This is a genomic window from Lentzea sp. HUAS TT2 (assembly GCF_051853195.1).
Lineage (GTDB): Bacteria > Actinomycetota > Actinomycetes > Mycobacteriales > Pseudonocardiaceae > Lentzea.
The window spans coordinates 6,652,323-6,674,563 of sequence record NZ_CP196667.1 but is presented as its reverse complement, the minus strand read 5'-3'; the positions used below and the strand labels follow the sequence as shown (position 1 = coordinate 6,674,563).

The 22,241-nt window shown below is 69.3% G+C and carries 17 protein-coding genes; 9 read left to right on the top strand and 8 right to left on the bottom strand.

Annotation, left to right across the window (positions count from 1 at the left end):
• Positions 1–27 precede the first annotated feature (27 nt).
• Positions 28–333 (top strand): hypothetical protein, encoded by a 306-nt coding sequence (locus tag ACSHWB_RS32260; RefSeq protein WP_439657049.1) that lies wholly within the window; start codon positions 28–30, stop codon positions 331–333.
• A 169-nt stretch (positions 334–502) separates the two neighbouring features.
• A complete protein-coding gene (locus ACSHWB_RS32255; RefSeq protein ID WP_439657048.1) occupies positions 503–3,076 on the top strand; it encodes a glycoside hydrolase family 9 protein in 2,574 nt (857 codons plus the stop codon).
• 52 nt (positions 3,077–3,128) lie between these two features.
• On the opposite strand, the gene ACSHWB_RS32250 is transcribed toward ACSHWB_RS32255, so the two are convergent.
• Complete coding sequence (locus ACSHWB_RS32250) at positions 3,129–3,380, bottom strand: hypothetical protein (RefSeq protein ID WP_439657047.1); 252 nt, start codon at positions 3,378–3,380, stop codon at positions 3,129–3,131.
• A gap of 224 nt (positions 3,381–3,604) precedes the next feature.
• Here ACSHWB_RS32250 and chvE point away from each other — a divergent pair, with 224 nt between their 5' ends.
• From chvE to ACSHWB_RS32225, 5 genes are read left to right on the top strand one after another with little or no spacing between them, the layout of a single operon-like run.
• Positions 3,605–4,690, top strand: a complete 1,086-nt coding sequence (gene chvE / locus ACSHWB_RS32245) for a multiple monosaccharide ABC transporter substrate-binding protein (RefSeq protein WP_439657046.1) — start codon at positions 3,605–3,607, stop codon at positions 4,688–4,690.
• A 26-nt stretch (positions 4,691–4,716) separates the two neighbouring features.
• Positions 4,717–6,222, top strand: coding sequence for a multiple monosaccharide ABC transporter ATP-binding protein (mmsA, locus tag ACSHWB_RS32240; RefSeq protein WP_439664709.1), 1,506 nt, complete (start codon positions 4,717–4,719; stop codon positions 6,220–6,222).
• Entirely contained in the window at positions 6,219–7,433 is a 1,215-nt protein-coding gene (mmsB, locus tag ACSHWB_RS32235; protein WP_439657045.1) for a multiple monosaccharide ABC transporter permease, read from the top strand. Before mmsA ends, mmsB begins: the two co-directional genes overlap by 4 nt.
• Before the next feature lie 31 nt (positions 7,434–7,464).
• On the top strand, positions 7,465–10,536 hold the full coding sequence (locus tag ACSHWB_RS32230; RefSeq protein ID WP_439657044.1) for a family 43 glycosylhydrolase: 3,072 nt from the start codon (positions 7,465–7,467) through the stop codon (positions 10,534–10,536).
• Between the two features lie 13 nt (positions 10,537–10,549).
• A complete protein-coding gene (locus ACSHWB_RS32225) occupies positions 10,550–11,635 on the top strand; it encodes an aldose epimerase family protein (RefSeq protein WP_439657043.1) in 1,086 nt (361 codons plus the stop codon).
• 1 nt (position 11,636) lies between these two features.
• On the opposite strand, the gene ACSHWB_RS32220 is transcribed toward ACSHWB_RS32225, so the two are convergent.
• Entirely contained in the window at positions 11,637–11,969 is a 333-nt protein-coding gene (locus ACSHWB_RS32220; protein WP_319974688.1) for a hypothetical protein, read from the bottom strand.
• A 201-nt stretch (positions 11,970–12,170) separates the two neighbouring features.
• On the opposite strand from ACSHWB_RS32220, the gene ACSHWB_RS32215 reads away from it, so the two are divergent.
• Together ACSHWB_RS32215 and ACSHWB_RS32210 are read left to right on the top strand one after the other, a co-directional pair.
• On the top strand, positions 12,171–13,691 hold the full coding sequence (locus ACSHWB_RS32215; protein ID WP_439657042.1) for an AMP-binding protein: 1,521 nt from the start codon (positions 12,171–12,173) through the stop codon (positions 13,689–13,691).
• Positions 13,692–13,703: 12 nt separating this feature from the next.
• The gene (locus ACSHWB_RS32210; protein ID WP_439657041.1) at positions 13,704–13,934 is read left to right on the top strand and encodes a sigma factor-like helix-turn-helix DNA-binding protein; all 231 of its coding nucleotides are present in this window, start codon (positions 13,704–13,706) and stop codon (positions 13,932–13,934) included.
• On the opposite strand, the gene ACSHWB_RS32205 is transcribed toward ACSHWB_RS32210, so the two are convergent.
• The 6 genes from ACSHWB_RS32205 to ACSHWB_RS32180 all read right to left on the bottom strand — a co-directional run bounded on the left by ACSHWB_RS32205 (position 13,921) and on the right by ACSHWB_RS32180 (position 22,209).
• Positions 13,921–15,882: a family 43 glycosylhydrolase gene (locus tag ACSHWB_RS32205; RefSeq protein WP_439657040.1), complete on the bottom strand. Its 1,962-nt coding sequence runs from the start codon at positions 15,880–15,882 to the stop codon at positions 13,921–13,923. The genes ACSHWB_RS32210 and ACSHWB_RS32205 overlap by 14 nt on opposite strands.
• Positions 15,879–17,516: a glycoside hydrolase family 27 protein gene (locus ACSHWB_RS32200; protein ID WP_439657039.1), complete on the bottom strand. Its 1,638-nt coding sequence runs from the start codon at positions 17,514–17,516 to the stop codon at positions 15,879–15,881. Before ACSHWB_RS32200 ends, ACSHWB_RS32205 begins: the two co-directional genes overlap by 4 nt.
• Positions 17,517–17,579: 63 nt before the next feature.
• On the bottom strand, positions 17,580–19,040 hold the full coding sequence (locus ACSHWB_RS32195; protein ID WP_439657038.1) for a non-reducing end alpha-L-arabinofuranosidase family hydrolase: 1,461 nt from the start codon (positions 19,038–19,040) through the stop codon (positions 17,580–17,582).
• Between the two features lie 39 nt (positions 19,041–19,079).
• Positions 19,080–20,093 carry a GDSL-type esterase/lipase family protein gene (locus ACSHWB_RS32190; RefSeq protein ID WP_439657037.1) on the bottom strand — a complete coding sequence of 338 codons (1,014 nt, stop codon included), beginning with the start codon at positions 20,091–20,093 and terminating at the stop codon, positions 19,080–19,082.
• A 169-nt stretch (positions 20,094–20,262) separates the two neighbouring features.
• A complete protein-coding gene (locus tag ACSHWB_RS32185) occupies positions 20,263–21,318 on the bottom strand; it encodes a LacI family DNA-binding transcriptional regulator (protein ID WP_439657036.1) in 1,056 nt (351 codons plus the stop codon).
• A 123-nt stretch (positions 21,319–21,441) separates the two neighbouring features.
• Positions 21,442–22,209: a FadR/GntR family transcriptional regulator gene (locus ACSHWB_RS32180; protein ID WP_439657035.1), complete on the bottom strand. Its 768-nt coding sequence runs from the start codon at positions 22,207–22,209 to the stop codon at positions 21,442–21,444.
• Positions 22,210–22,241: the final 32 nt, after the last annotated feature.

The window sequence follows — 22,241 nt, the reverse complement described above, 5'->3', positions numbered from 1 at the left end:
ACCAGGAGGACGAGCGGGGGGTTGCGGATGCAGGCAGGCCGGTTCTTCGACGAGTCACCGCAGGACGATCCGGAACTTCCGGAGACAGCGGTGCTGCGCGTGCTGTGGATGACCGCGCAGGGAATGGTGTGGCCGTGGCTGCTGCAGAGCATGTGCCGCCGCGACGCCATCGAGCACGCCCTCGAGAGCGAGCTGCTCTGGGCACCGGTCGGCGACCACCTCGGTTACCACATCACGGACGCGGGACGGCGGCGCATCATGGCCTGGTACCAGGAGAACCGCCCCGGCACGCAGGAGGACTCGGCGCACTGGCGCGCCGTCACGATGCGCTGACAGGGCCACGATCGTCCACAGTGGATTGAACGGGCACATCCCCGCGGTTCGAGTCGAATCGACCGTCGAAGGCGACCGGTGACCGAACGGGGCTTGTAGCCGTCGCCGGACTCGGCCTACGGTCTGGGAGCGCTCCCAGACCGTCGACGAGGACGGAGAACCTCACAGCATGCGATCGTCACCCCCACGTCTGTTCGCCGCGACCCTGCTCGCGGTGCTCACAGCGAGCTCGCTCCAGCCCGCAGGCGCCGCTGCGGCGGACTACGAACGCGTGCTCAACGGCACGTTCGACAGCGGCGCCGCCGATCCCTGGTGGAGCGGCGCCGGCGTGACCAACCGGGTCACCGGCGGCGAGCTGTGCGCGGCGGTCACCGGCGGCACCACGAACCCGTGGGACGCCCTGATCGGCCAGAACGGCGTCCCGTTCGAGAACGGCCAGTCCTACACCTTCTCGTTCGACGCGCACGCCACGACGGCGCAGCCGATCACGGCCGCCGCGGGCGAGAGCGTGAGCCCGTACCGCGGGATCGCGAGCCAGCAGTTCACGCTCTCCCAGACCAAGCAGCGCTTCACGTTCACCTTCACGTCCACACTGGACTTCCCGGACGCCGGCAACGGCCAGGTCGCGTTCCAGCTGGGCGGCCAGCCCGCCGACAACACGATCTGCGTGGACAACGTCTCGGTGATCGGCGGCGTGAAGCCGCCCGGTGGCGTCAACCCCAACCCCGCCAAGAAGGTCCAGGTCGACCTGGTCGGGTACGTGCCGGGCCTGCCCAAGCGCGCGACCCTCGTCTCCGCGGCGACGACGCCGCAGACGTGGACGCTCAAGAACTCTGCGGGCACGGCGGTGGCCACCGGTCAGAGCACGCCCAAGGGCGCGGACGCCACGTCCGGCGACCCGGTGCACCAGATCGACTTCTCGTCGTTCGACACGGCGGGCACCGGCTACACGCTGTCCGTCGGCGAGGACAGCAGCTTCCCGTTCGACATCTCCGCGGACGCGGTCAAGCGGCTGCGCTACGACTCGCTCGCGTTCTTCTACCACCAGCGCAGCGGAACCCCGATCGACGCGCAGTACGTCGGCGCCGAGTACGCGCGACCCGCCGGTCACGTCAACGTCGCGCCCAACCAGGGTGACAACAACGTGCCGTGCCGTGCCGACCTCGCGTGCGGCTACACGCTCGACGTGCGCGGCGGCTGGTACGACGCGGGCGATCACGGCAAGTACGTGGTCAACGGCGGCATCGCGGCCTGGCAGCTGCTCAACTCCTACGAGCGGGCCACCCGCGTCGGCGACGCGTCCGCGTTCCGCGACGGCACCCTCGCCATCCCGGAGAAGTCCAACGGCGTGCCGGACCTCCTCGACGAGGCGCGCTGGGAGGTCGACTTCCTGCTGAAGATGCAGGCACCGGACGGCATGGCGCACCACAAGATCCACGACGCGAACTGGACGGCCCTGCCGACCAGGCCGGAACTGGACGACCAGCCGCGCCGCCTGTCCGCGACCAGCACCGCCGCCACGCTGAACCTCGCCGCCGTCGCCGCGCAGGCGTCCCGGCTGTGGAAGGGCATCGACGCCACGTACTCCGCGACGTTGCTCACGGCGGCCCGCAAGGCCTACGCGGCGGCCAAGGCCAACCCGGCCAAGCTCGCCGACCCGAACGACGGCACCGGCGGTGGCGCCTACAGCGACAGCACCGTCAGCGACGAGTTCTACTGGGCCGCCTCGGAGCTGTACGCCACCACCGGCGACAACGCCTACCGGACCGACGTGACCGGCTCGCCGCACTACAAGGCAGCAGGCCTGACCAGGGCGGGCTTCTACTGGGGCGGCACCGCGCCGCTGGGTGACATCACGCTCGCCCTCGCCCCCAACGGCCTGCCGGCTGCGGACGTCACGGCGATCAAGTCGGCGTTCGCCACCGTCGCGGACCAGCACCTGACCGCCATGGCCTCGATGGGCTACGCCGCGCCGTACGACAACAGCACGGACGGGTACGTCTGGGGCTCGAACTCCGCGGTCCTCAACAACGCCCAGGTGCTCGCGCTCGCCCACGACTTCACCGGTGCCGCCAAGTACCGCGACGGCGTGTTCGAGGCGCTGCACTACGTCCTCGGCCGCAACCCGCTGAGCACCTCGTACGTGGCGGGCTACGGCGACCAGGCGATGCGCAACGCGCACCACCGGTTCTGGGCCAACCAGAACGACCCGACCCTGCCGATCGCACCGCCGGGTTCGTTGTCCGGCGGCCCGAACAGCGCCCTGCAGGACCCGGTGGCGCAACGGCTGCTCGCCGGCTGCCCGCAGCAGAAGTGCTGGGTGGACGACATCGGCGCGTACTCGGTCAACGAGGTGGCGGTGAACTGGAACTCCGCGCTCGCCTGGGTTTCGGGCTGGGCGGCCGAGAAGTCCGGTACCACCGCGCCGAAGCCGGACTGCGAGGTCGGCTTCACCGCGGGCCGGTGGCCCGACGGCCTGTCGGCACAGGTGAAGATCACCAACACCGGCAAGACCGCGTGGACGTCGTGGAAGCTCGGGTTCGCGTTCCCCGGCACCCAGAAGGTCACCTCCGGGTGGTCGGCCACGTGGAGCCAGACCGGGCGGGACGTGACGGCGGCCAGCATGCCGTGGAACGGCCGGGTCGAGCCCGGCAGCTCCGTCCACATCGGATTCAACGGCTCGGGCACCGGAACGGACCCGACCGCCTTCACCGTCAACGGGAAGACCTGCAAGATCGCCTGACCGCACCAGGGATGCGCCCGTCGTCACCGCGGTGACGGCGGGCGTTCTGCGTCTACACCACCATCGACCCGAGCGGCACCGGCGCGGTGAACGCCGGCAGACCACCGAAGCCGTGGCCGATCAGGATGATCCGGTCAGGACTGCCGCGCCGTTCCCAGCACCGCTGGACCGACTCCGAGAACAGCAGGGCGTGGCCCGCGAGCGGCCCCCTGGTCAGCGGTCGCGGCGGCCTCGGACAGAGCCACGTGTCCTCGGCGGCGAGTCCCTCCTCCGCGCGGATCCGCTGGAGCAGCGGCGCGCTCACCTCGGGCGTTCCGCACGGCGTTTCCCGCCCGCGCGGTCGCTGACCCGTTCGGCCCAGACCGGCTCCGCGAATGCGGTGGGCCCCACCGCGCTTGACGACCGGCACCTGTGAGCGCTAACAGGAACTACCTGCTGTTATCCAGATGAAACTTGACGGGCCAGTTGTTAGCGATAACACTCGCCGCCTACAGCACTGTTGCCTGTCGGTGACATCGAGGAGAAGCAATGAGGCTTGCCAGGATCGCGGCCACCACCGCACTCGCCGTCACCCTCGCCGCCTGTGGTCCGGCGCAGAAGACGGTCGACCAGCAGACCACCTCCGGCGAGGGCGCGCTGGTGGGTGTCACCATGCCGACACGGTCGTCCGAGCGGTGGGTCCGCGACGGCGACAGCCTCAAGAAGTCCCTGGAGGGCAAGGGGTACAAGGTCGACCTGCAGTACGCGGAAGACAGCATCCCCACCCAGGCCAACCAGATCGAGAACCAGATCACCAAGGGCGTCAAGCTGCTGATCGTCGCCTCGATCGACGGCAAGTCGCTCAGCTCGCAGCTGCAGCAGGCCGCCGACGCGAAGATCCCGGTGATCTCCTACGACCGTCTGCTCCTCAACACCCCGAACGTCGACTACTACGCGACGTTCGACAACTTCAAGGTCGGCGTGCAGCAGGCGAACTCGCTGCTGGCCGGGTTGAAGACGAAGGGCGAGGGCCCGTTCAACATCGAGTTGTTCGCCGGGTCGTCCGACGACAACAACGCGACGTTCTTCTTCAACGGCGCGATGTCCGTCCTTCAGCCGCTGATCGACCAGGGCAAGCTCGTCGTGAAGTCCGGCCAGAAGGACTTCAACACCGTCGCGATCCTGCGCTGGGACCCCGCCACCGCGCAGAAGCGCATGGAGGACCTGCTCACCTCGACCTACGGCAGCGCCAAGGTCGACGGGGTCCTGTCCCCCTTCGACGGCATCTCGATCGGCATCATCTCCGCGCTCAGGAGCAACGGCTACGGCACGAACGGCCAGGCGCTCCCGGTCGTGACCGGTCAGGACGCCCAGGTCGCCTCGGTGAAGTCGATCATCGCCGGTGAGCAGTACTCCACGATCTTCAAGGACCTCCGCCAGCTCACCGACGTCGCGTCGAAGATGGCCGACTCGGTGCTCAAGGGCTCCAAGCCGGAGGTCAACAACACCACGGACTACAACAACGGCGTCAAGGTCGTGCCGTCGTTCCTGCTCCAGCCGGTGCCGGTGGACAAGGCGAACTACCAGAAGGAACTGGTCGACTCCGGCTACTACACCGCCGACCAGATCAGGTAGATCCGGTGTCCGACGACGTCCTGGTGATGCGCGGGATCACCAAGAGGTTCGCGGGTGTCACCGCGCTGCACGAGGTCTCCTTGACCGTGCGGCGCGGTGAGATCCACGCGATCTGCGGCGAGAACGGCGCGGGCAAGTCCACGCTGATGAAGGTGCTGTCCGGGGTCCACCCCCACGGCACGTACGAGGGCGAGATCCTGTTCGAGGGCCAGCCGTGCGCGTTCGACGGCATCCGCGACAGTGAACGGCGCGGCATCGTGATCATCCACCAGGAGCTGGCGCTGTGCGGCCAGCTCTCCGTGGCGGAGAACCTGTTCCTGGGCAACGAGAGGTCCCGGCGCGGGTTCATCGACTGGAACCGCACCAACCACGAGGCCCAGGCGCTGCTCGACCGCGTGGGCCTGCAGGCGAACCCGACGGCCCCGGTGAACGACCTCGGCGTCGGCAAGCAGCAGCTCGTCGAGATCGCCAAGGCGCTGTCCAAGGAGGTCAGCCTCCTGATCCTGGACGAGCCGACGGCGGCGCTGAACGACGACGACTCCCAGCACCTGCTGGACCTGCTCGAGGGCCTGCGGGACGAGGGCATCACCTCGGTGATCATCTCCCACAAGCTGGGCGAGGTCACGAGGATCGCCGACACCGTCACGGTGCTGCGCGACGGCAGGACGATCGAGACGTTGCCGGCCGAAGGGCTCAGCGAGGACCGCATCATCGCCGGCATGGTCGGCCGCGACCTCGACGACCGGTTCCCGCCGCGCACCCCCGACATCGGCGAGGAGGTGCTGCGCATCGAGGACTGGACGGTGCACAGCCCCGCCCAGCCGGACCGCGTTGTCGTCGACAACGCCACGTTGTCGTTGCGACGCGGGGAGATCGTCGGTCTCGCCGGCCTGATGGGCGCCGGCCGCACAGAGCTCGCCATGAGCGTGTTCGGCCGTTCCTACGGCGTCGGCATCTCCGGGCGGGTCGTCAAGGACGGCCGGGAGATCGACACGCGCACCGTGCGCTCCGCCATCGACCACGGGCTCGCGTACGTGAGCGAGGACCGCAAGCGCTACGGGCTCAACCTGATCGAGAACGTGCAGCGCAACGTCTCCGCCGCCGCGCTGGACAAGCTCGCGAACCGCGGCTGGGTGAACGAGAACGAGGAGAACTCGGTCGCGGAGAGGTTCCGCAGGTCGATGGGCATCAAGACGCGCAGCGTCGCGACGCCGACGGGCACGCTGTCCGGCGGCAACCAGCAGAAGGTCGTGCTGGCGAAGTGGATGTTCACCGACCCGGACGTGCTGATCCTCGACGAACCGACCCGAGGCATCGACGTCGGCGCCAAGTACGAGATCTACTCGATCATCAACGACCTCGCCGCCCAGGGCCGCGCGGTCCTGGTGATCTCCTCCGAGCTGCCGGAGCTCATCGGCCTGTGCGACCGCGTGTACGCGCTGTCGGAGGGCCGCATCACCGGTGAGGTGAGCCGCGAGACGGCCACGCAGGAACGCCTGATGCAGTACATGACGCGAGGACAAAGTTCATGACCACGAAGACCGCGCCCGCCCCGGCCACCTCGCCCCCGGCACAGTCCCGGCGGTTCTCGATCAACCTGCGGCAGTCCGGCATCTACGTCGCGTTCGCGTTGATCGTCGTGCTGTTCACGGTGCTGACCGGTGGCGACCTGCTGCAACCGCAGAACATCTCGAACATCATCGTGCAGAACTCGTACGTGCTGATCCTCGCGATCGGCATGATCCTGGTGATCATCGGCGGGCACATCGACCTCTCGGTCGGCTCCACGGTGGCGCTCACCGGGGCGGTCTGCGCGGTGCTGACCGTCCAATGGGGACTGCCGTGGCCCGTCGCGGTGCTGCTGACGCTGCTGGCAGGCGCGCTCATCGGAGCGGCGCAGGGGTACTGGATCGCGTACTTCGGGATCCCCGCGTTCATCGTCACGCTGGCCGGCATGCTGGTGTTCCGGGCGCTCACGATGACCACACTGGGCAACCAGGGCATCGGCCCGTTCCCGAACGAGATCCGGGCGCTCGCCAACGGGTTCACCGGCGGCTACCTCGGCAACGTCGGTCTCGGGCCGCTGGGCGGCGCGGACCTGGTGAGCCTTCTCGCCGGGATCGCCTGCGTGGCGGGTTTCGCGTTGTCGCAGTGGCGCAAGCGGTCTGCGCGGCTCGGCTACGGCCAGACCGTCGACCCGATGCCGGTGTTCGTGCTCAAGATCGCGGGCGTGGCCGTCGTCCTGATGGCGGTCGTCGTGCAGCTCGCCCGGTTCCGCAACCTGCCCTGGGTGCTGGTGCTGCTCGCGGCGCTCACGCTCGGCTACTCGCTGCTGGCGGGCAACTCCGTGTTCGGACGGCACATCTACTCGATCGGCGGCAACCTGCAGGCCGCCACGCTGTCCGGCGTGAAGGTCAAGGCCGTCACGTTCTGGGTGTTCGTCAACATGGGCGCGCTGGCGGGGCTCGCCGGCGTGATCTTCGCCGGCCGGCTCAACCAGGCCGGGCCGACGGCGGGCATGTCGTTCGAGCTCGACGCCATCGCGGCCGCGTTCATCGGCGGCGCGGCGGTGCAGGGCGGTGTCGGCAAGGTGGTCGGCGCCATCACCGGCGGCCTGATCATGGGCGTGATCAACAACGGTATGTCGCTGATCGGCGCACCCAGTGAACGCGTGATGCTCGTGAAGGGTCTCGTCCTGCTCGCGGCGGTCGCCTACGACGTGTGGACCAAGCGACGCGCCTGAGATCTCCATCCCCGGAAGGCGAACAACAACGATGTTGTCCTCCCTGCGCCATTTCGGAGTCGTCGTGGCCGTGGCGGCCGCCCTGCTCCCCGTCACGCCGGCCGCCGCCGAACCGCTCGTGCGGACAGCGGCGAAAGCGTTGTCCGTCCCGAACATCGACGACGTCCGCGGACACCTCACCCTGCCCACCGCCGGCGAGAACGGCACGACCATCACGTGGAAGTCGGCCAACAGCAAGGTGATCACCGCGACCGGTGAGGTCAGCCGCCCTCCCGCGGGCGGCAGACCGGCCAAGGTCGTGCTCACGGCCAAGGTGAGCCTCGGGCAGCAGAGCACGACCCGTGCGCTCACCGCGACCGTGCTCCCGTTGCCCGTCGCGGAACCCCTGGCGGGCTACGGCTTCTTCTACTTCACCGGCGAGAGCAGCCCGATCGGCGAGCAGATCTACGCCGCCGCCAGCAACGGCGACAACCCGCTGGACTTCTCCGAGGTCAACAACGGCCAGCCGATCCTGAAGTCCAGCCTCGGTGAGCTGGGCGTGCGCGACCCGTTCATCCTGCGCTCCCCCGAGGGGGACAGGTTCTACCTGCTGGCCACCGACCTGAAGATCAACGGCGGGCGTGGCTGGGACGCGGCGCAGCGCAGCGGCAGCCGTTCGATCATGGTCTGGGAGTCGACGGACCTGCGGAACTGGTCACGTCAGCGCAGCGTCCAGGTCTCGCCACCGACCGCGGGCAACACCTGGGCGCCGGAGGCGTTCTGGGACGCCCAGCGCGGCACCTACGTCGTCTACTGGGCGTCGAAGCTCTACGCGGAGACCGATCCCGGCCACACCGGCAACAGCTACAACCGGATGATGTACGCGACCACGCGCGACTTCGTGACGTTCAGCCCCGCGAAGGTGTGGATCGACCCCGGTTACTCGGTGATCGACTCGACGGTCATCGAGCACGGCGGCACCTACTACCGCTACACCAAGGACGAGCGGAACAACTCGTCGAGTTCGCCGTGCAGCAAGTACATCACCGCGGAGAAGTCGACGGACCTGCTGAACCCGAACTACAGCTTCGTCGCCGAGTGCATCGGCAAGGCCACCCCGACCAGCCCGGGGCTGAGCGCCGGCGAGGGCCCGACAGGGTTCAAGTCCAACACCGAGAACAAGTGGTACCTGTTCATCGACGAGTACGGCGGCCGCGGTTACGTGCCGTTCGAGACGACCGACCTCGCCTCCGGGAAGTGGACGATGTCCACGGGTGCCCGCCTGCCCGCCTCCCCGCGCCACGGCACGGTGCTCCCGGTGACCCAGGCCGAGCTGACCAGGCTCACCGCTCCCCCGACACCGGTGAAGGCCGATTCGAAGGGCCTCGTCGCGCACTGGCCGCTCACGGGTTCCGCCGCCGACGCCACCGGTCACGGCTACGACGGCGTGCTCGCCGGCGACGCCACGTTCTCCGAAGGCTCCCTGTCACTGCGCGGCGGGCACGTCCAGCTGCCGAACAACATGCTGACCGGCGCACCGGCCGCCACGATCTCCGCCGACGTGCTGGTGGATCCGGGCCAGCAGACGCCGTACTTCCTCTACGGCTTCGGCAACACCGCGCCGAACGGTGTCGGCAACGGTTACCTGTTCAGCACCGGTGACACCTACCGCGGCGCGATCGCCACCGGCAACTGGACCACCGAGCAGGGCGTGAACTCCGGCCGGGCGCTGCCGCGCGGAGTCTGGAAGAACGTGACGCTGACCGTCGGCAACGGCGTGGAGGTGCTCTACCTCGACGGCGTCGAGGTGGCCCGCAACGCCGCGACCATCAAGCCGTCCGACATCGGTGGCGGCATCACCGCGGCCAACTACCTCGGCAGGTCGGTCTACGCGGCCGACAGGACGTTCCTGGGCAGGATGAAGGACGTCCGTCTCTACAACCGGGCGCTCGCGGGCACCGAGGTGGCCGCGCTGCCGTTCAACGCGACCTTGATCCGGTCAGTCGAGTACAACTCGCTCAAAGCGCCCGCGGTCATCGAACCCGGCATCGTGGTGCTCCCCGTGCGGCCGGGCACCGACCTGCGCCGCGTCCAGCTCGGCTTCGGGCTCGCCCCCGGCGCGTCCATCACCCCCAGCGGCCCGGTCGACCTGCGCAAGCCGCGGCAGTTCACCGTGCGCTCAGGTCGCGAGAGTCGGGTGTGGACGGTCGAGGCGCACGAGATGCGCAGCCCCGTGCTGCCGGGCCTCAACGCAGACCCGAACATCGTCACGTTCGGCGACACCTACTACATCTACGCGACCACGGACGGGTTCGACGGCTGGAGCGGCACGAAGTTCTCCGCCTGGTCGTCCAAGAACCTCGTCGACTGGCAGGACGAGGGTGTCGTCCTCGACCTCGGACCTGGCGTGAGCTGGGCGGACCGCAACGCCTGGGCGCCGGCGATCGCCGAACGGGACGGGAAGTACTACTTCTACTTCTGCGCCGAGGCCAAGATCGGCGTCGCCGTCAGCGATTCCCCGACCGGCCCGTTCGTCGACTCCGGTCAGCCCCTGATCGCGCGCAACCCCACCGGTGGGGGCCAGGCGATCGACCCGGCGGTCTTCGTCGACCCCACTGGCCAGGCCTATCTCTACTGGGGCAACGGTGAGGCCTACGTCGTTCCGCTCAACAGTGACATGATCTCCTACGACCCGGCCAAGATCACCCGCCTCACCGGGCTGACGGACTTCCGGGAGGGCCTGTTCATGGTGGAGCGCAAGGGCACGTACTACCTGAGCTGGTCGATCGACGACACCCGCAGCGAGGACTACCGCGTCGCGTACGCGACCGCGCCCAGCCCCACCGGCCCGTTCACGAACCGCGGCCTGATCCTGGCCAAGGACCTGAGGCTCGGCGTCAAGGGCACCGGGCACAGCTCGATGCTGCGGGTGCCGGGCACAGACGACTGGTACCTCGTGTACCACCGCTTCGCCATCCCCGGCGGGGACGGCACGCACCGCGAGACCACGATCGACAGGATGAGGTTCGACCGCGACGGCTCCATCGTCCCGGTCAGGCCGACCCTGGAGAGCGTCGCACCACAACGGATCCGGCCGCAGCACTGCCGGGCCCTGATCAACTGACACGAGGAGATCGATGTCGCAGCGGGAACCCGAGCTACGCCGGGAACTGTTCGGCCGGGTGGGTGACACCGACGTCCACCGGTACGTCCTGGCGTGGCCGGGCGGGCTCACCGTGCGGGTGCTGGACTACGGCGGGGTGATCCAGTCGCTCGAGGCACCGGACCGCCACGGCGTCCCCGCGAACGTGGTGCTCGGGTTCCCCGCGCTCGACGGGTACCTCGCGAACAACCGGCCCGGCGCGACCAGGGTGTTCTTCGGCGCCGTGATCGGCAGGTACGCCAACCGGATCGCCCGCGGCACCTTCACCCTCGACGACGTCCAGCACCAGCTCCCGCTCAACAACGGCCCGAACAGCCTGCACGGCGGACCGGCCGGCTTCGACACGCGCGTGTGGTCGGCGACCGAGCTGCACGAGACGGACAGCGTGGGCGTGCGGCTCGAACTGGTGAGCCCGCACGGCGACGGCGGTTTCCCCGGCACGGTGGACGCGCAGGTGACGTACCGGCTCGACCGGCACAACCGCCTGAGCATCACCTACCGCGCGACGTCGGACGCGCCCACCGTCCTCAACATGACCAACCACACCTACTGGAACCTGGCCGGGGAAGGCACCGGCGACGTGCACCGCCAGTCGCTGATGCTCAACGCGAGCCGGTTCTGCGCCGTCGACGAGACCCTGATCCCGGTGGGGGCGCCGGTGCCGGTCGAGGCGAGCCCGTTCGACTTCCGGCTGCCGACCGCGATCGGCGCCCGCATCCGCGCGGCCCACCCCCAGCTGCGCATCGCGGGAGGCTACGACCACAACTGGGTGCTGGACTCCTCCGGTGCCTCCTTCGCCGCGCAGGCGTGCGACCCGGTCTCCGGGCGCCTGCTGACCCTGTGGACCAGCGAACCCGGCCTGCAGTTCTACTCGGGCAACTTCCTCACCGAGGACCTGGTCGGCACCAGCGGCCGCCCGTACGGCCGCGGCGCCGGCTTCGCCCTGGAGGCGCAGCACTTCCCCGACTCACCGAACCGCCAGGACTTCCCCAGCACGGTGCTGCGGCCGGGCGACATCTACCACCAGGAGACGGTCTTCCAACTGTCCACTACGGACTGAATCAGGCCGCGTGACTGCACGTGGGGCAGCTGCACTCCGCACACGTGCAGTTGGCGCACGAGTCAGCACACCCGTCGCACGCGCACTGGGCGTGGTTGCAGGTCGGGCAGTCGCATTCCGAACAGTCGCACTGCGCGCACGAGTCCGTGCAGTGCGCGCACCTGCACTTGTCGCACTCGTCGTAGTGCACGCCGCGATCGGTCACGTGTTCGCGGTGCAGGTGTCCGTCGTGCAGGTAGTCGACGTGGTCGCGGTGCACCACGGCGTCGTGGCCGCAGCCGGGGCCGTGGGTGTGGCGGTGCAGTTCCGCGGGGGCGTGCTCGACAGTCGTCATAGGACAGATGCTCATATGCGCAGACGACTATGACAAACCGGGAGGCCAATGATCAGCCGCCTGGGTGAACGGTCATCGACCGTAGTGCAAGGCGCTGTTGCACAAGGACTTAATCGATTCGACTGCCGAATCGACAACGCGAGAACTTCCGGGAGACCAGTGTCGTTCACGTGATGGCGCACCTCGTGGAAAGGCCCTGTCATGGCAGCCGAGTTCCAGGAATCCGCTCTGCGGGAGCTGTCCGTCGCCGACCGCGCGCTGTTCCACGCGCTCGGCGCCGGACCGATCCGCACCCCACCGTTCGACCAGGTCCACCACGCGTTCGAGACGCACGCCGCGCGGCGTCCGGACGCGACCGCCGTGGAGCACCTCGGCGAGTCCCTCACGTATGCGGAGCTCGACGCCAGAGCGGGTCTGCTGGCCGAGTGCCTCGTCCGTCGTGGCGTGCGCCCTGGCGACCACGTGGGACTGTTCCTGACGCGGTCGATCTCCATGGTGGTGGGAGTTCTCGCGGTGCTCAAAGCGGGAGCGGCCTACGTGCCCCAGGACGTGAGCACCACCTCGGAGGCGCACCTGCGGCACGTCGTCCGGACCGCGCGCATCGACGTCGTGCTCACCACGAGCATGGACGCGCTGCCCGATCACCTGGCCACGATCGTCGTGATCGACACGCTGCCCGGGGTGAGCACCTTCTGCCGCACCATCACCGCCGACTCGGACGTCGCCGCCGTCATCTTCACCGGCACGAGCGGTGTGCGGGTGTCCCACGCCAACCTGTGCAACCTGCTGCTCACCGCTCCCGGATCGCTGGGCGTCACGCCGGGGACCAGGGTGTCGCAGCTGGCGAACATCGCCTGCGACCTGGCGATGTGGGAGGTGCTCGGCACGCTCGCGAACGGCGGCACGCTCGTGCTCCGCGGCGAGGACGCCGAACAGACGGCGGGCTCGGTGGACGTCGTGATCGCCACCCCCGGCGTACTGGCCTCCCTGAACCCTGATGCATGCCAACGGGTCCACACGGTCGCGGTCGCCGGGGAACGGTGCCCGCGGGCGCTGGCGGACTCGTGGTCCCGCCGTGTGACGCTCTACCACGCGTGCGGTCCCACCGAGGTCACCGTCGTCAACACCATGCAACGCCACGAACTGGGCACAGGCCAGCTCACGATCGGACGGCCCGTGCCGAACACGACCGTCTACGTGCTCGACGACGACCTGCGGCCGTGCCCCATCGGCGACATCGGCGAGATGTGGGTCGGCGGAACAGGCGTGACCGCCGGCTACGTGGGCGACCTCGACCTGACGGCGCGGCGGTACCGCCCCGATCCGTTCCTCGGCGGGGATCACCTGATGTTCTGGACGCGCGACCTCGGCAGGTGGACAGCGGACGGCGAGCTGGAGCACCACGGCCGCACCGCCGACCAGGTCGAGGTGCTCGGGTACCGGTTCGGCCTGGACACGGTCACCGCGGCGCTGGAGGGCGCGGCGGACTGCGACCGCGCCACGACCCTGGTGCACGAGGGAAGGCTGGTCGGGTTCATCAGTCCCCGCACCGCGGCGCCGGAGGTGGCGAGGCGCACGGTCACCCAGCGGCTGCCGCACTACTGCGTGCCCACGCTGATCGTGCCGGTCGACGCGCTGCCGACCACCGAGCGCGGCAGGGTCGACCGGCGCGCACTGCTCTCCCGGCTGGACGGGCGACTGTCCCCGGCGCTGCGTTCCTGAGCGAGAACCGCCATGAACGGTACGCGTGGACAGCGCGCAAGCGACTCGCTGATCGCCGACGCGCTGTCCACACTGGAGCACGAGCACCGGGTGGTGGTCGTGCGGGCCTTCTACCGCGGTGAGTCCGTCGCCTCGCTCGCCGAGGCGCTGGGGCTGCCGCAGGACACCGTGAAGGCACGGTTGCTCCACGGCCTGCGAGCGTTGAGACTCGCGTTGCAGGAGAACGGGGTCATGGAGTCGTGAGTTCGAATCGTTGAACCGTGACCGCGCCACCGAGAGACTGCGTGGCGTGGTTGAAGATGCCGAACCGGTAGCCCATGAAGAACTGCCAGTCGTTCTTCAGCGTGAAGCCGCTGCCCAGTGACGTGAAGGTCACGCCGTCCGTGCTGTAGGAGAACCGGGCCTGCCGTCCGCTGCCGGGACGGATGTCGGCGTTGGCGCGCAGCCAGATCCGGGTGCCGGTGAGGTTCGCGCTGGCGACCTCCGTGCTGGTGCCCGTGGTGTTCCAGCTGCTGTCCATGGTGAGGCCGTTGACCATGACCACGCGGTTGCGGCCGCTGTCGCGCTTGACCCCGATCCACGCGGAGGAGTCGCGCAGCATCGCCAGACCGGTGCGGTCGCCGTCGCGCATCGAGGCGAGGTCGAGCGTGACGGTGGCCGTGGACGTCGGTCCCTGTATTCGGTGGGTGAGGGTGTTGCGGGCGTTGTACAGGTCGTTGGTGACGGTCGCGGTGGACAGCCGCAGACCGTTGCTGACGCTGTACTTCGTGGTGTCGGGATTGTGGTTCCACTCCCACTGCGGTTTGAGCGCGGTGCCATCGAAGGTGTCCACGCCGGTCATCGGTTTCACCGGGCGCGACGGCAGGTTCGGCATCGGGTAGTTCGCGCCCCAGCCGCCGTTGACGGTGGTGATGCGCGGCCAGCCGTCGGAGGTCCAGGTGATCGGCGCGAGCACCGGCACGCGGCCGCCGGGATAGGCGTCCACGAAGGCCATGTAGTACCAGTCGCCGTTCTGCGTCTGCACCATGCCGCCCTGGTGCGGCACTCCCCCGCCCTGGATCGGCGTGGGCATGTTCAGCAGCACCTGCTGGACGGTGTAGGGGCCCCACGGGCTCGACGACTTGAGCACGTACTGGCCGTTCGCGGGCCTGGTCAGCCAGATGTAGTAGCTGCCGTTGCGCTTGTAGAACCGTGCACCCTCCAAGGTGCCGATGTTCGACGGCGTCTGGAACACCTGCTGCGAGCGGACTTCCGACTTCCCGTCCGCCGACAGCTGCGCGACGCTGATCGTGGTGTTGCCGTAGGCGACGTACATCGTGTCGTTGTCGTCGACCAGCATTCCCGCGTCGTAATAGCACTTGTTGATCGTGGACAGCTTCGACCACTGCCCGTCCACGGCCGCTGCGGTGTAGATGTGGGTCTGGGCGAAGTCGACGCACCCGCCCCAGTAGAAGGTGTTGTTGCTCTTGCGGTGGTTGAACATCGACGCCCAGATCCCCCGCACGTACCCCCTGCTGCCGTTGAGGTCGTACTTGGAGCCGAAGTCCAGCCGTGGCACGGAATGTCCGGCGAACTCCCAGTTCACGAGGTCGTAGGAACGCAGGATCGGCGCGCCCGGCGAGTAGTGCATGGTCGACGCCGAGTAGTAGTACGCGTCGCCCACGCGGATGATGTCGATGTCGGCGAAGTCCTGCCACAGCACCGGGTTGCTGAACGACGCCGGCCTGGGTGTCGTCGTCGTGGTGGTCGTCGTCGTGGTGGTGGTAGTGGTAGTGGTGGTCGGCTCCGTGCCGCCGTTGCAGGTGGTTCCGTTGAGGCGGAACGACACCGGGTCGGGGTTGGTGGAACCGGACGTGGCGTTGAACCCGAACTCGACCTTGCCACCGGAGGGCAGGGACCCGTTGTAGGAGGCGTTGCGCGCGCTGACCTCGCCGCCGCTCTGGGTGATGACCGCGTTCCAGTGCTGCCCGACCTGCTGGCCGGAGGCGTACGCCCACTCGAGCGTCCAGCCGGTGATCGCGTCACCGGTGTTCGTGATGGACACGGACGCGCCGAAGCCGCCCTGCCACTCGGAGGTCCTGGTGTAGGTGACCGAACAGCCGGGAGCGGCCTGGGCGGTCGTGCTCGCCGCGAGTCCCGCGGCCACCAGCGTGAGGGCGGACACCGCCGCCGCGACGGGAGCCCACCTCATGATCGTGACCACCTCTGGTTGGTCTGGCCGTTGCAGGTCCACAGCACCAGCTTCGAGCCGTTGGCGGTCGCGGCCCGTTCGACGTCGAGGCACAGACCGGCGTTCGTGTTGCGCAGCGTCCCGTCGGTGCCGAGCGTCCAGCGCTGGTTCGCCTGACCGTTGCACTGCCACACGATGACCCTCGTGCCGTTGGCGGTGCCCTGGTCGTACGCGTCGAGGCACTTGTCGCCGTACACGCGGACCTCGCCGTTCGTCCAGGAGGTCCACCGCTGGGAGGCCGGCGTGAGGCAGTCCTGGATCACCACCGCGGCTCCTGCCGCCGTCGACCCGTTCTCGACGTCGAGGCAGCGGTTCGACCCGGCTCCGCGCAACCGGGAGGTGGTGTTCTCCAGCGGGCTGCCGCCGGTCACCCGGAACGCGGTGACGCCGTGCGCGGGAACGGACGCGGAGATCGCGCCCGACGTGCTGGAAGTGCCACCGGTCCAGAGGTCGGTCAGCGTGAAACCGGTGCCGGACAGACCGATCTGGGCGGCCGTGGTGGCGATGGTCGCGGTGCTGCCGCCCCGGTTGAACAGGCCGACCGCGACCGAGCCGTCCGCGAGCGGTTTGGCGAACACCTCGTTGGCACCGTCGTCGCGCACCCGGCGCCCTCCCGCACCGAGGGCGTCCTGGTTCACGGCGATCAGCCGCTGGTTGCGCAGGACCGCGCTGACGTCGGCGGACATGGTGCGGATGTCGTTGCCCGCCATGAGCGGCGCCGCCATCAGCGACCACAGCGTGAAGTGCGACCGCGACTCGGTGAGCGTGAGGCCGGGGCGACCGACAACGAGCATGTCCGGGTCGTTCCAGTGGCCGGGGCCGGCCTGCACGGCGAGCGGGGCGGTGATGTCGACGACGTTGCCCACGCCCATCGGGTAGCTGTTGGTGTTGCCGTTCTGCCAGATGTCCAACAGGTCCTCGGTGGTGCGCCACAGGTCGGCGACCTCGCTCCAGTCGTACCTGTCGCCGGTGGGGGCGTGGAAGCTGTTGGAGTTGATGCTGTAGACGATCGGGCGGCCGGTGGCGCGCAGGGCGTCGCGCATGATCGTGAACCGGGCGATCTGCTCGTCGCGGGTGCCGGCGCCAGAGCACCAGTCGTACTTCAGGTAGTCCACGCCCCACGACGCGAAGCTCCGCGCGTCCTGGACCTCGTGGCCCTTGCTCCCCGTCGAACCGGGGTGGGCGCCGGTGCCCTGCGCGCACGTCTTCTCGTTGGGCGCCTGGTAGATGCCGAACTTCAGGCCACGGGCGTGGACGTAGTCGCCCAGCGCCTTCATCCCGCTCGGGAACTTCGACGGGTGCGCCCGCAGGTTGCCGGAGGAGTCGCGCTGCGGGTCGAACCAGCAGTCGTCCACGACGACGTACTGGTAGCCGGCGTCGCGCATGCCCGACGACACCATCGCGTCGGCGGCCTGGCGGACCTGGCCCTCGGTGATGCCGCAGCCGAAGCTGTTCCAGCTGTTCCAGCCGAGCGGCGGGGTGAGCGCGGGGCTGCCGGGAGCGGCGGGTGCGGTGGCGGGGTTCGCGGTGACGGTCGCCATCGCCGCCAGCAGGACGGCCGCGAGGTGGGTGAGTTTCCTGGACCAGGAGGGCATCGTTGCCCCTTTCTCGCAGGGTGACGCCGCCGGTGCGCGTGCCCGGCGGCGTCGGTCCCGCACTCAGCAGGTCGAGTTGGTCTGGGTCAGCAGGCCGAGCCGCCAGGGCAGCCGGTTGTAGTCACCGCCCGCGTTGGGATCCATGCCCTGGTACAGGTAGCTGAGCTTGCAGGGGCTGATCTCCATCGTCTGGTCGACGTTCGTGCGCACCATCTCGCCGTGGCTGATGTCGCGCGTCCACTGTCCACCCGGGAACGTCACGTTGTTCGCGCGGGCGAACGGGTTCGACTCGCTGTCGGCCAGCGCGGTCCACGGTCCGGTGATGGAGGGCGCGGTCCAGGAGCGGAACCAGCGGCGGCCGTCGGAGCCGATCGCCTCGTGCACGAGGAACCACTGGTTCTTCCCGGCGATCTTGTAGACGTTGGACGCCTCGAACAACCGGTTGCGGTTGCTGTCCTGCATGGCGATCACCGTGTTGGTGAAGCCGTTGGGGAACTGCGCGAGGCCGGTCTCCGACCGGTAGAGGTGGCCGTTGTCGTCGGAGGAGAACAGGTAGCACTTCGCGGTGTCGCACACCGTCCAGAAGTCGACCCAGTAGCCGTTGCCGATGTTGTCGCGGATGATCTGAGGCATCCCGTTGGCGTAGAAGTTCTTCGGCGTGGACCACGAGGCGGGGTTGGAGATGTCCGTGGTCGTGGAGTACGACGCGTTGGACCCGGTCTGGTAGACGAGGTACCAGAGGCGTTGCGGCGCGAAGTAGAACACCTGCGGCGCGGCCCGGTATCCGGTGCCGACACCGGAGCGGTCGAGGTAGTAGTGCGGTGCGGCCGACGCCTGGGACCAGTCGCTGAAACTGGTGTACATCAGGTTGTAGCCGTCGGTGTAGGTGGACGCGAAGACGTGGTACTTGCCGTTGTGGTAGACGACGCTCGGGTCCTTGACCGCCACGTTCGCGTGCGTGGCGTCCGGCTTCGGGCTGATCAGCACACCACTGGAGTTCCAGCGGAAGCTCGACGGCAGGCTGCCCACCGGCGGGTTGCCCGTCGTGGTCGTGGTCGTGGTGGTGGTCGTCGTCGTGGTGGGGCCGACGTCACCGGTGCACAGGGTGCCGTTAAGCGTGAACGCCGTGGGGTTCGGGTTGGAGGTTCCCGTGGAGGAACCGTTGAAGCCGAACTCGACCCGGCCGCCGGTGGGGATCGCCGCGTTGTACGACACGTTGCGCGCGGTCACCTGGGCGCCCGACTGGGTGGCCTCGGCGTTCCAGGCCTGCTTCACCTGCTGACCGGCGGAGAAGCTCCAGGTGAGCGTCCAGCCGTTGATCGCGTCGCCGAGGTTGGTGACGCTGACGTTCGCGGTGAACCCACCGTCCCATTGCGACGGTGCCGAGTAGGTCACCGAACAGCCCGGCGCGGCCGCGGCGGGAGGCACCGTCACCGCGGCGAGCGCGGACACCGCGATCAGCGGTACGGCGGCGAAGACCGCGAGCCTGGCCCGCCGGGATGTGAACGATCGTGCGAAGAACATGATCACCCTTCGTCGTCGGAGGGAGCGGAGAAGCAGGGATCACGCGCCGGCGCAGGTGGCGGTCCCGACCGCCGGCGCACCGGAACCGGACGCGAGGAAGCCGAACGTCGTCGAGGCGCCGGGGTTGACCGAGCCGTTGTAGGGCGCGTTGGTGACCGTGACCGAGCCGCTGGCGACGCCACCCCAGATCTGCGACACGCTGTGCCCGTTGGGAAGCGTGAACCCGACGGTCCAGCCGGAGAGGGCGGACGCGGTGGGGTTCGCGACGGTGACCTCGGCCTGGAAACCGCCGTTCCAGTGGCCCGTGACGCTCGCGGTGGCGGTGCAGGTGCCGCCGGGTGAGGGAGGATCGCCGACGCTGCCGGGAACGGAGGACAGCGCGGCGAACCAGACGGCCGCCATCTTGCTGTAGCCGGCGGCGTTCGGGTGGATGCCGTCGGGCAGGTCGGAGATCGGCACCGCCGGGTACATGTCCACGACGTGCACCCGCTTGCCCGCCGCCGCCTTCGCCCGCAGCAACGGGACGATGGCGGCGTTGTAGCCGCGCACGGTGGCGTCGGCGAACCGGATCGGGATGATGGTCGAGACGAACACCTCGGCGTTCGGCGACTGGGCGGTGATCTTGTCCACCAGCGCCGAGAGCCGGCGGGGCGCGCCGGCGGGGTCGCTGCCGTACATGTCGTTGGTGCCGATGTGCAGGAGGATCGTGCGCGGGGTGTAGGTCCTCAGCCAGTTCACGACGTTCGCGTCGACCTGCGCGATGGTCCAGCCGGGGTGCCCCTCGTGGTTCCGGTCGGGCATGGAGCCCGGCCCGTCCGCGAGCGAGCCCACGAAGTCGACGGCGCGTCCGGCGGCACGCAGCTTCGTGCCCAGATCGAGGCGGTAGCCGCCGATGGAGCCGCCCTGGGTGATGGAGTCGCCCAGGGGCATCACCCGCACCGGGTCGGCGGAGACGGCCGGAGGTTCCACAGTGGACTGTTCGGCGAGGGCGGGCGACGCGGCCAGCAGGGTGGCGATCAACGCACCGCACAGCGCTTTGAGCGGGCTCGGCATGATGAGCCTTTCGACGAGCGGTCAGCGGCGGGGCGGCTTCCAGCAATGTAGAAGACCCCGTCACGCCGGGTCAAAGCTAAATGTGAGCGCTAACTTTTAGCAAAGTCGCGTACCCGAGCCTTCAACCCGCAACCAGCCGCCTTCGTGCTGTTAACGCGAACAACGCCGCTCACCGGCGTGGGGGCGCGACCGAACCGCCCTCGCGCACCGGCATCGGCACCCGGCGGATCAGCGAGGGCCGGACGTCACGCCCGTGCCGTCCCAGCATCCCGACCAGGACCTCGACCGCCTGCACGCCGAGCTCGTGGTGGGACAGGGCGACGGTGGTCAGCCTGGGCCGCATCCACGAGGCGACGGGGTGGTCGCCGAACCCCAGCACGGAGACATCGCCCGGCACAGAGAGCCCGGCCTCCCCGAGCGCCTGGTAGGCCCCGAACGCCAGGCGGTCGTCGAAGCACACCAATGCCCTGGGCAGGTGGTGCCGCAGCAGGTCCCTGGTCGCGTCGTACCCGTCCTCCGGCGTCCAGGTGGGACAGCGGTGCGCGCCGGCCACCTCGACGCCTGCGGCCGCGAACACCTCGCGCATCCCGATCAGGCGCTGCACGGCCGCGATGCTGTGGGGCGGGACGTCGTAGGGACCCGGTCCCGCGCCGATCAGGTGGACGCCGTGGCGGTGTCCTGCCTCGACGAGGACGCGTGCCGCCGAACGACCGCCCTGCACCTCGTCGGACACGACCGACGGAATGCCCGAACGGGCACCGGCGGTGGCGTTGAGCAGCACGGTGAGCCCGTGATGCAGGCCTTCCGGCACCACGACGGCCCTCGTGTGCGTGGTGGCGTAGACGATGCCGTCCGCACACCGGTCGCGCATCGCCTCGACCAGCGACCGCTCGAGTCCCGCGTCTCCGCCGGTCTCGCCTGCGAACACCATGAACCCGTGCCGGTAGGCGGCCTCCACCGCGCCCTTCACGACCTCGCCCGCCAGTCCGGACGAGGTGACGGTGTCGAGCACGAACCCGATCGTCCGCGACGGTCCAGGACGGTGCCCGCTCACCAGCGCGCCGCGCCGGTAGCCCAGCTCCCTGGCAGTGGAACGGACCCTCCGCTCGGCGTCCTCGGAGATGCGCAGTTCACGCGCACGTCCGGTCAGCACGAGCGACGCCGTCGTCACCGACACCCCGCTCGCCGCCGCGACGTCCGCCAGGGTCACGCGAGTTCGTCTCACCGCAGATCCGCCTCCCGTGCTGTACGGGCCCAGCCGCGTTCCAGCCGGATGTTCCACGAAATGGTTGTGGTCACACGCCTTCCGCCGAACGGCCCTGGCGGAGGGGGCCGTACGGCGAGCGGCCTACCGCTTCAGGCGGCCGGGGTCCCCCGCCTCCGCGCGGCGCACGAGCCACGCCTCGGTGATGTGGGTGAACATGGCCTCCGCGGCACCGGCCTCGTCGCGGGCGGTGATGCGGTCGCAGATGCGGCGGTGCCCCTGGTTGGAGGCCGCGCACATGTCACGGCCACTGCGGCCGTGGTAGTCGGCGCTGTTGAGCACCTGTCTCTCCAGCGAACGCACCACGCCACGGGCGATGCGGTTCCCCGAGGCCTGCATGATCGTGTCGTGGAACAGGCGGTCGTGCTCCTCGTAGGTGGCAGTGTCACCTACGAGCCCGTCCATCCGGTCCACCAACGCGCGCAACCGGTCCAGGACGTCCTGACCCGCCGTGCGCGCGGCGACCCGCGCCATGTCCGACTCGAGCAACCGGCGGGTCACCACCACGTCGTCGAGGATCGCGAGGCTCTCGTCCTCCTCGACCGCGGCGGCGAGCACCAGTTCGTCGAGCATGTTCCACTGCGCCGTCGGGGTGACCGCGGTGCCCGCGCCCTGGCGGACCCGCACCAGTCCCTTCTCCTGCAGGACCTTCACCGCCTCGCGGATCACCGTCCTGCTCACCGAGAACGTCTCGCACAGCACGGGCTCCGGCGGGAGCGCGGTTCCGGGCGCATAGGTGCCGCGCACCACGCGTTGCACCAGCTCGGCGGTGACCGCGGCAGCCAGGTTCGCCGGTCTCCGCGTCCACCTGGGGATCGCGGCCGCGCCCTGCTCCGGACGTGTCACCGACATCTCGCCTCCGTTGCACCGCAACCAGTTGCCAG

Excerpts from the sequence above, each read along its gene's own strand:
- ACSHWB_RS32260 (WP_439657049.1), top strand. The coding sequence starts at position 28 with ATGCAGGCAGGCCGGTTCTTCGACGAGTCACCGCAGGACGATCCGGAA.
- ACSHWB_RS32255 (WP_439657048.1), top strand. The coding sequence starts at position 503 with ATGCGATCGTCACCCCCACGTCTGTTCGCCGCGACCCTGCTCGCGGTG.
- chvE (WP_439657046.1), top strand. The coding sequence starts at position 3,605 with ATGAGGCTTGCCAGGATCGCGGCCACCACCGCACTCGCCGTCACCCTC.
- mmsA (WP_439664709.1), top strand. The coding sequence starts at position 4,717 with ATGCGCGGGATCACCAAGAGGTTCGCGGGTGTCACCGCGCTGCACGAG.
- mmsB (WP_439657045.1), top strand. The coding sequence starts at position 6,219 with ATGACCACGAAGACCGCGCCCGCCCCGGCCACCTCGCCCCCGGCACAG.
- ACSHWB_RS32230 (WP_439657044.1), top strand. The coding sequence starts at position 7,465 with ATGTTGTCCTCCCTGCGCCATTTCGGAGTCGTCGTGGCCGTGGCGGCC.
- ACSHWB_RS32225 (WP_439657043.1), top strand. The coding sequence starts at position 10,550 with ATGTCGCAGCGGGAACCCGAGCTACGCCGGGAACTGTTCGGCCGGGTG.
- ACSHWB_RS32220 (WP_319974688.1), bottom strand. The coding sequence starts at position 11,969 with ATGACGACTGTCGAGCACGCCCCCGCGGAACTGCACCGCCACACCCAC.
- ACSHWB_RS32215 (WP_439657042.1), top strand. The coding sequence starts at position 12,171 with ATGGCAGCCGAGTTCCAGGAATCCGCTCTGCGGGAGCTGTCCGTCGCC.
- ACSHWB_RS32210 (WP_439657041.1), top strand. The coding sequence starts at position 13,704 with ATGAACGGTACGCGTGGACAGCGCGCAAGCGACTCGCTGATCGCCGAC.
- ACSHWB_RS32205 (WP_439657040.1), bottom strand. The coding sequence starts at position 15,882 with ATGAGGTGGGCTCCCGTCGCGGCGGCGGTGTCCGCCCTCACGCTGGTG.
- ACSHWB_RS32200 (WP_439657039.1), bottom strand. The coding sequence starts at position 17,516 with ATGCCCTCCTGGTCCAGGAAACTCACCCACCTCGCGGCCGTCCTGCTG.
- ACSHWB_RS32195 (WP_439657038.1), bottom strand. The coding sequence starts at position 19,040 with ATGTTCTTCGCACGATCGTTCACATCCCGGCGGGCCAGGCTCGCGGTC.
- ACSHWB_RS32190 (WP_439657037.1), bottom strand. The coding sequence starts at position 20,093 with ATGCCGAGCCCGCTCAAAGCGCTGTGCGGTGCGTTGATCGCCACCCTG.
- ACSHWB_RS32180 (WP_439657035.1), bottom strand. The coding sequence starts at position 22,209 with ATGTCGGTGACACGTCCGGAGCAGGGCGCGGCCGCGATCCCCAGGTGG.